This window comes from Cellulosimicrobium sp. SL-1 (genome assembly GCF_011033075.1).
GTDB classification, from domain to species: domain Bacteria; phylum Actinomycetota; class Actinomycetes; order Actinomycetales; family Cellulomonadaceae; genus Cellulosimicrobium; species Cellulosimicrobium funkei.
This window is the reverse complement of the sequence record NZ_JAACJC010000005.1, coordinates 379,249-385,694: the sequence shown is the minus strand read 5'-3', so window position 1 is coordinate 385,694 and position 6,446 is coordinate 379,249. Positions and strand designations below refer to the sequence as shown.

7 protein-coding genes are annotated in these 6,446 nt (G+C 72.2%); all 7 read left to right on the top strand.

Annotated elements, in window-relative coordinates:
* The first annotated feature begins 410 nt into the window (after positions 1-410).
* The 7 genes from gatC to pucL all read left to right on the top strand — a co-directional run bounded on the left by gatC (position 411) and on the right by pucL (position 6,417).
* Positions 411-707: an Asp-tRNA(Asn)/Glu-tRNA(Gln) amidotransferase subunit GatC gene (gatC, locus tag GWJ10_RS10260; RefSeq protein ID WP_021480419.1), complete on the top strand. Its 297-nt coding sequence runs from the start codon at positions 411-413 to the stop codon at positions 705-707.
* Position 708: 1 nt separating this feature from the next.
* Complete coding sequence (gene gatA / locus GWJ10_RS10255; protein ID WP_163187241.1) at positions 709-2,247, top strand: Asp-tRNA(Asn)/Glu-tRNA(Gln) amidotransferase subunit GatA; 1,539 nt, start codon at positions 709-711, stop codon at positions 2,245-2,247.
* Positions 2,244-3,749 (top strand): Asp-tRNA(Asn)/Glu-tRNA(Gln) amidotransferase subunit GatB, encoded by a 1,506-nt coding sequence (gene gatB / locus GWJ10_RS10250; RefSeq protein ID WP_061268762.1) that lies wholly within the window; start codon positions 2,244-2,246, stop codon positions 3,747-3,749. The genes gatA and gatB overlap by 4 nt, the downstream gene beginning before the upstream one ends.
* A 5-nt stretch (positions 3,750-3,754) precedes the next feature.
* Positions 3,755-4,360: a GNAT family protein gene (locus tag GWJ10_RS10245; RefSeq protein WP_241005743.1), complete on the top strand. Its 606-nt coding sequence runs from the start codon at positions 3,755-3,757 to the stop codon at positions 4,358-4,360.
* Between the two features lie 254 nt (positions 4,361-4,614).
* The gene (gene uraD / locus GWJ10_RS10240) at positions 4,615-5,112 is read left to right on the top strand and encodes a 2-oxo-4-hydroxy-4-carboxy-5-ureidoimidazoline decarboxylase (RefSeq protein ID WP_163187239.1); all 498 of its coding nucleotides are present in this window, start codon (positions 4,615-4,617) and stop codon (positions 5,110-5,112) included.
* On the top strand, positions 5,109-5,477 hold the full coding sequence (uraH, locus tag GWJ10_RS10235; RefSeq protein WP_021480424.1) for a hydroxyisourate hydrolase: 369 nt from the start codon (positions 5,109-5,111) through the stop codon (positions 5,475-5,477). Before uraD ends, uraH begins: the two co-directional genes overlap by 4 nt.
* A gap of 1 nt (position 5,478) precedes the next feature.
* Positions 5,479-6,417 (top strand): factor-independent urate hydroxylase, encoded by a 939-nt coding sequence (gene pucL, locus GWJ10_RS10230; protein WP_163187237.1) that lies wholly within the window; start codon positions 5,479-5,481, stop codon positions 6,415-6,417.
* The last annotated feature ends 29 nt before the right edge of the window (positions 6,418-6,446 follow it).

The window sequence follows — 6,446 nt, the reverse complement described above, 5'->3', positions numbered from 1 at the left end:
AACCCGGAAGCTAAGCCCTTCAGCGCCGATGGTACTGCCCTGGAGACGGGGTGGGAGAGTAGGACGCCGCCGGACAACCCTTCACCGAAGGCCCACCCCACACGGGGTGGGCCTTCGGCATTTCCGCATACCCCCACACCGCGAGACGGGGCGAACCCGTCGTGGCCGACCCTCTCGTCGGCGTCGGCGTCGGCGTCGGCGCTGGCCCCGGCGTCCGCCCGAGCCGTCGCGGAGCGGGGGGTGTGCCGGCGTCGAGCCGGAGCAGAGGCAGCGCCCCCGGGCGCGCACCTCGCACCACGCTTCTCCGGACGCCGGGCAGAGCGGTGTGGCTGCGCCACCGAGCGCAGGCTGATCAGGCTGCGGGCCGGCCGGAGGCGGGCCACGGCGCGTGTCCCCACTAGAATGGGGGCATGTCCACCATCTCCCGTGACGAGGTCGCGCGCGTCGCCGCGCTGGCCCGCATCGATCTGCGACCCGAGGAGCTGGACCGGCTCTCCGGCGAGCTCGACGTGATCGTCGACGCCATCGCCAAGGTCAGCGAGGTCGCGACGCCCGACGTCCCCGCGACGAGCCACCCGATCCCGATGTCGAACGTCTTCCGTGACGACATCCCCGAGCCGCCGCTGCCCGTCGAGGACGTCCTCGCGGGCGCGCCCGCGGCGGAGGACGGCCGGTTCTCCGTACCGCAGATCCTCGGGGAGGAGTGAGATGACGGACCTGACACGGCTCTCCGCGGCCGAGCTCGCCGAAGGGCTCGAGGCGCGCGACTTCTCGAGCGTCGAGGCCACCCAGGCGCACCTCGACCGGATCGGCGCGGTCGAGGGCGCGGTCAACGCGTTCCTCCACGTCAACACCGACGATGCGCTGGCGACGGCCCGCTCGGTCGACGACCTCCGCGTCGCGGGCGAGCCGGTGCACCGGCTCGCCGGTGTGCCGATCGCGGTCAAGGACGTCGTCGTGACGAAGGGCATGCCGACGACGGCCGGCTCCAAGATCCTCGAGGGCTGGGTGCCGCCGTACGACGCGACGCTCGTCGAGAAGATCCGCGCCGCCGGGCTCCCGATCCTCGGCAAGACGAACATGGACGAGTTCGCCATGGGCTCGTCGACCGAGCACTCCGCGTACGGCAACACCCGCAACCCGTGGGACCTCGACCGGATCCCCGGCGGGTCGGGCGGCGGCTCCGCCGCGGCGGTGGCGGCGTTCGAGGCCCCGCTCGCGATCGGCACGGACACGGGCGGCTCGATCCGTCAGCCCGGGGCCGTCACCGGCACCGTCGGCGTCAAGCCGACGTACGGCGGCGTCTCCCGGTACGGGCTCATCGCGATGGCGTCCTCGCTCGACCAGGCGGGCCCCGTCACGCGCACCGTGCTCGACGCCGCGCTGCTGCACGAGCTCATCGGCGGCTACGACCCGCGCGACTCCACGTCGATCCCCGGCCGCGGGCCGGCGCTCGTCGACGCCGCGGTCCAGGGCGCCACGGGCGACCTCTCGGGCCTGCGCGTCGGCGTCGTCAAGGAGCTCACGGGCGAGGGCTACCAGGAGGGCGTGAGCGCGCGCTTCGCGCAGTCGCTCGACCTCCTGCGCGGGCTCGGCGCCGAGATCGTCGAGGTCTCCTGCCCGCACTTCGAGTACGCGCTCGGCGCGTACTACCTGATCATGCCGTCGGAGGCGTCGAGCAACCTCGCGAAGTTCGACGGCATGCGCTTCGGCCTGCGCGTGGAGCCCGAGGAGGGCCCTGTGACCGCGGAGCGCGTCATGGCCGCCACGCGCGGCGCCGGCTTCGGCGACGAGGTAAAGCGCCGCATCATCCTGGGCACCTACGCGCTCTCGGCCGGCTACTACGACGCCTACTACGGCAGCGCGCAGAAGGTCCGCACGCTCATCCAGCGGGACTTCGCCGCCGCCTTCGAGCAGGCGGACGTCCTGGTCTCGCCGACGGCGCCGACCACGGCGTTCCGGTTCGGCGAGAAGCTCGACGACCCGCTCGCCATGTACCTCAACGACGTCGCGACGATCCCCGCCAACCTCGCGGGGGTCCCCGGGATGTCGGTGCCCTCGGGCCTGTCGGACGACGGCCTGCCCGTCGGGTTCCAGATCCTCGCGCCGGCCAAGGCCGACGACCGCATGTACCGGGTGGGCGCCGCGCTCGAGGCCGCCCTGGTCGGCTCGTGGGGCGGACCGCTGCTCGACCGCGCGCCCGCGCTGCCCACGGCCACGAACGCACAGGAGGGCCAGGTCGGATGACCGCCACGACCGTCGACCTCGTCGACTACGCCGACGCCACGCGCCGCTACGACCCCGTCATCGGGATCGAGGTGCACGTCGAACTCGGCACGCTGACCAAGATGTTCTGCCCGGCCGAGGTGAGCTTCGGCGCCGAGCCGAACACCCAGGTGACCCCGGTCTCGCTCGGGCTCCCGGGCGCCCTGCCGGTCGTCAACGGCAAGGCTGTCGAGTACGCGATCCGCATCGGTCTCGCGCTCAACTGCCAGATCGCCGAGACGTGCCGGTTCGCGCGCAAGAACTACTTCTACCCGGACGTCCCGAAGAACTTCCAGACGTCCCAGTACGACGAGCCCATCGCCTACGACGGGTGGATCGACGTCGAACTCGAGGACGGGACCGTGTTCCGCGTCGAGATCGAGCGCGCGCACATGGAGGAGGACGCCGGCAAGAACACCCACGTGGGTGGGGCGACCGGTCGCATCCACGGTGCCGAGTACTCGCTCGTCGACTACAACCGCGCCGGCATCCCGCTCGTCGAGATCGTCACGCGGCCGATCACGGGCGCGGGCGACCGCGCCCCCGAGGTCGCGCGCGCGTACGTGCAGACGCTGCGCGACATCTTCCGGGCGCTCGACGTGTCCGAGGCGCGCATGGAGCGCGGCAACGTCCGCGCCGACGTGAACCTCTCGCTGCGCCCGACACCCGAGTCGCCGCTCGGCACGCGCACCGAGACGAAGAACGTCAACTCGTTCCGCTCCGTCGAGCGGGCTGTGCGCTACGAGGTCTCGCGCCAGGCCGCCGTGCTCGACGCGGGCGGCACTGTGGTCCAGGAGACCCGGCACTGGCACGAGGACACGGGCATCACGACGTCGGGCCGCGTGAAGTCGGACGCCGAGGACTACCGGTACTTCCCGGAGCCCGACCTCGTCCCGATCGCGCCGCCGCGCGAGTGGATCGAGGAGATCCGTGCCGGGCTCCCCGAGCTCCCGGTCGCGCGCCGCCGTCGGCTCCAGGGCGAGTGGGGCTACGCCGACGCCGAGATGCGCGACGTCGTGAACGCGGGCGCGCTCGACCTCATCGAGGCCACCGTCGCCGCGGGCACCAGCCCGGCCGGTGCGCGTAAGTGGTGGATGGGCGAGCTCGCGCGCCGCGCCAAGCAGGACGAGGTGGCGCTCGAGGCGCTGCCCGTCACGCCCGCGCAGATCGCCGCGCTGCAGGGTCTCGTCGACGCGGGCCGGATCAACGACAAGCTCGCGCGCCAGGTGCTCGACGGCGTGCTCGCCGGCGAGGGGGACCCGGAGGCGGTCGTCACCGCTCGGGGCCTCGAGGTCGTCTCTGACGACGGTGCGCTGCTCGCCGCGATCGACGAGGCGCTCGCCGCGCAGCCGGACATCGTGGAGAAGGTCCGGGGCGGGAACCTCGGGCCCGTCGGCGCGATCATCGGCGCCGTGATGAAGGCGACCCGCGGCCAGGCGGACGCGGGCCGCGTGCGCGAGCTCGTCCTCGAGCGGATCGGCTGACCGCCGTGACGCGCGGACCGGTCGTCCTGGGGGAGATGGTGCGTCTGCGCCCGATCGAGGCGTGGGACGCGGACCGCATGTGGGAGTCGCTGCAGGACCCGGAGGCCAACCGGCTCACGGGGACGACGGCGACCTTCACGCGCGACCAGATCGACGAGTGGGTGGCGACCGTCAGCGACCGGGACGGCCGGTACGACTGGGCCATCACGCCGGGCGCGGTGCGTGACGGGCAGCCGGTGAGCGACGAGCTGATCGGCGAGATCGTGCTCAACGACCTCGACGAGCACGCGCGCTCGGCGAACCTGCGGCTCGCGCTGCTCCCGAACTACCGCGGGCGCGGCTACGGTCGCGAGGCCATCTTCGAGGTGCTGCGGTTCGCGTTCGACGGGTCGACCGACGTGGACGGCGTCCGGCACGAGGGACCGCGCCTGCATCGCGTGAGCCTCGACGTGCTGAGCATCAACCCCCGCGCCCGGATGCTCTACGAGTCGTTGGGCTTCCGCGAGGAGGGTCGGCTGCGCGACGTCTACCGCGACGGCGACGGGTGGGCGGACGCGACGGTCATGAGCATCCTCGAGGACGAGTTCCGGGCGGGCCTCGGCGCGTCCTGAGCCGTCCGCGGGCACGACCGCACGACCGCACGAAGGGCCCGGCAGCATCCGCTGCCGGGCCCTTCGTCGTCCACCGTGGCCGGGGTGCTCGGGGCGCGACGCTCGCCGCCCGACCCCTGGAGCGGCACCGTGGTTGACATCACCCGACCCAGGACGTACATTCATAAGACGGAAACAAACTTCCGAGATGTGGAATCCACTCCGAAGGTCGGGCGGTGTGCCGCCCGGCCCGGTCGTCGAGAGGGAACGCAGCGATGACGCTGGACGAGTTCAACCGGTGGTCGCCGGACGAGGCGCGGGACGCGCTCCTCGCGTGCGCCCACGTGGACCGCTGGGCCGAGGAGGTCGCGGCCGGGCGCCCGTACGCGACCGTGGAGGACGCCGCCGAGGCGGCGCTCACCGCCGCCGACCCGTGGACGGACGACGAGGTCGACTCCGCGCTGGCGCGCCACCCCCGGATCGGCGAGCGTGCCGAGGGGGAGGCCGCGGACGCGAGCATGTCGCGCTCCGAGCAGGCCGGCGTCGACACCTCCGTCGACGACGTGACGCGCCGGCTCGCCGAGGGGAACCGCGCGTACGAGCAGCGGTTCGGCCACGTGTTCCTCGTCCGGGCCGCCGGGCGCAGCGCCGAGGAGATCCTCGAGCAGCTCACCGAGCGGCTGGGCAACGACGCCGAGACCGAGCGGGCGAACGCCGCCCGCAACCTGCGCGAGATCGCCGCGCTGCGGCTGAAGGGAATGCTGACGGCATGAGCACCCACGCCAGCCACATCACCACGCACGTACTCGACGCGGCCAGCGGTAGGCCCGCCGAGGGGATCACCGTCCGCCTGGAGGCGGCTCCGGAGATCGCGGAGGGGACGACGGGGCAGGGCTGGTCCCTGGTGGCGTCCTCCCGCACGAACGACGACGGTCGCGTGCCCCAGCTCGGGCCCGAGACCCTCGTCCCCGGTACGTACCGGCTCGTGTTCGACACGGCCGAGTACTTCGACCGGCGAGACACCGTGTCCTTCTACCCGGAGGTCGTCATCGTCTTCCGGGTGGCGAGCGCTGAGCAGCACTACCACGTCCCCGTCCTGCTCAGCCCGTTCGCCTACTCGACCTATCGAGGGAGCTGACATGAGCACCACCACGACTGCCGAGCAGTCGGCGGCCACGCAGAGCAGCGGGGCCATCGTCCTGGGCGACAACCAGTGGGGCAAGGCGGAGGTGCGCCTCGTGCGCGTCGACCGCTCCACGCCCCGCCACGAGATCACGGACGTCAACGTCTCCTCACAGCTGAGGGGCGGGCAGGAGGCCACGCACCGCGAGGGGGACAACTCCCGGTGCGTCGCGACGGACACGCAGAAGAACACGATCTACGCGTTCGCCCGCGACGGCGTCGGCGCGATCGAGGAATTCGCGATCCGCCTCGGGCAGCACTTCGTCGAGGACTTCGAGTGGATCGAGGGCGGGCGCTGGGAGATCGAGCAGTACTCCTGGAACCGGATCGAGACCTCGGACGGCGAGCACGACCACGCGTTCGTCCGCAACAACCAGGAGACGCGCACCACGGTCGTGCAGCGCGACGGCGACGAGGTCTTCGTCGTCTCGGGCCTCACGGACCTTGTCGTCCTCAAGTCGACGGGCTCGGAGTTCCACGGGTTCCCCCGCGACCGCTACACGACGCTCGTCGAGACGGACGACCGCATCCTCGCGACGTCGGTCACCTCGCGCTGGCGCTACACGACCACCGACGTCGACTTCGACGCGGTGTACGCGAAGGTCCGCGCGATCCAGCTCGAGGCGTTCGCGACGACGCACTCGCTCGCGCTCCAGCAGACGCTCTTCGCGATGGGCAAGGCCGTCCTGGAGGCCGTCCCGGAGATCGCGGAGATCAAGTTCTCGATGCCGAACAAGCACCACTTCCTCGTGGACCTGGCGCCGTTCGGCCTCGACAACCCGAACGAGGTCTTCTACGCGGCCGACCGCCCGTACGGTCTCATCGAGGCGACCGTCCTGCGTGAGGACGTCCCGGCCGAGCCGCGCGCCTGGGCGACCGTCACCGGGTTCTGCTGAGCCGACATGACGGACGGACGCGCCCTGCC